Annotated in this window: 1 protein-coding gene; it reads left to right on the top strand. The window is 47.7% G+C overall.

Features of this window, described 5'->3' with window-relative positions; genetic code table 11:
• A partial coding sequence (gene glnD / locus R8N46_RS24750) for a [protein-PII] uridylyltransferase (protein WP_318189716.1) occupies positions 1-1,391 on the top strand: 1,391 nt, incomplete at both ends.

Below are 1,391 nucleotides of genomic sequence, written 5' to 3'. Positions count from 1 at the left end.
TACGACAACCGTTTGACCTTCGCACATCAAGCACAAGTGGCCGAAAACCTCGGTTATGTTGGTGAAGGCAATCGCGGCGTCGAGATGATGATGAAAGAGTTTTATCGCACACTTCGTCGCGTCGCAGAATTAAACAAAATGCTGCTCAAACTGTTTGATCAAGCCATCATCAATGGTGGTGCAACTGAAAACGCAGAAATTTTGGATGCAGATTTTCAACGTCGTGGGTCGTTAATTGAAGCCAGAAAACCTGCGCTATTCCAAGCCAGACCTGAAACTATTCTTGATATGTTTTTGCATATCGCAAACGACTCAACCATTGAAGGAGTAAGCCCTCCAACCCTGCGACAACTGCGTACTGCACGTCGCCGCTTAAACAAGTTTTTACACACGATTCCAGCGGCTCGTGAAAAATTCTTAGCGTTATGTCGACACCCAAATGCACTTCATAAAGCATTCAGTTTGATGCACAGACTTGGGGTAATGGCCGCATATTTACCGCAATGGAGCCAGATTGTTGGTCAGATGCAGTTCGACCTGTTCCACGCCTACACGGTTGACGAGCACAGCATTCGCCTACTCAAACACATCAATACCTTTAACAATCCAGACAACCATGCGAAGCATCCGATTTGTTGCGACATATACCCGCGCATGCAAAAGAAAGAACTGCTGATCATTGCAGCAATCTTCCATGATATTGGTAAAGGTCGCGGTGGTGATCACTCAGTGATTGGTGAAGGTGAAGCGTACGATTTCTGTATTGAACACGGGCTGTCGAAGCCAGAAGCTAAGTTAGTGGGCTGGCTGGTGAGGCATCACCTTCTCATGTCAGTCACCGCACAACGACGCGATATTTACGATCCTGACGTCATTACAGAGTTTGCGAAACAAGTTCGTGACGAAGAATCTCTTGAGTATTTAGTGTGTCTCACGGTTGCGGATATTTGCGCAACCAATCCAGAGTTGTGGAATGCTTGGAAACGCACGCTGCTTGCCGAGCTCTTCTACTCAACGCAACGCGCACTGCGTCGCGGATTAGAAAATCCGGTTGATGTGCGTGAGCGTATTCGCCATAACCAACAAATGGCTTCCGCATTGCTGCGCAAAGAAGGGTTTTCTGCGCGCCAAATCGAAGTGTTGTGGCAACGATTCAAAGCCGACTATTTCTTGCGCCATACTCACACTCAAATCGCTTGGCATTGTGCGCATTTGCTGCGTATGGATGATCCAAACAAGCCGCTGGTACTTATCAGCAAAAAGGCTACGCGCGGTGGAACAGAAGTGTTCGTTTACACCAAAGATCAACCAGCGTTGTTTGCTACCGTGGTGGCGGAGCTCGACCGTCGTAACTTTAACGTTCATGACGCACAAATCATGACCAGCAAAGA

Source organism: Vibrio sp. 1874 (assembly GCF_033344395.1).
Taxonomy (GTDB): Bacteria; Pseudomonadota; Gammaproteobacteria; order Enterobacterales; family Vibrionaceae; genus Vibrio; species Vibrio alginolyticus.
Note: the sequence above shows the minus strand (reverse complement) of the source record. Positions and strands in the feature narration are given on the sequence as shown.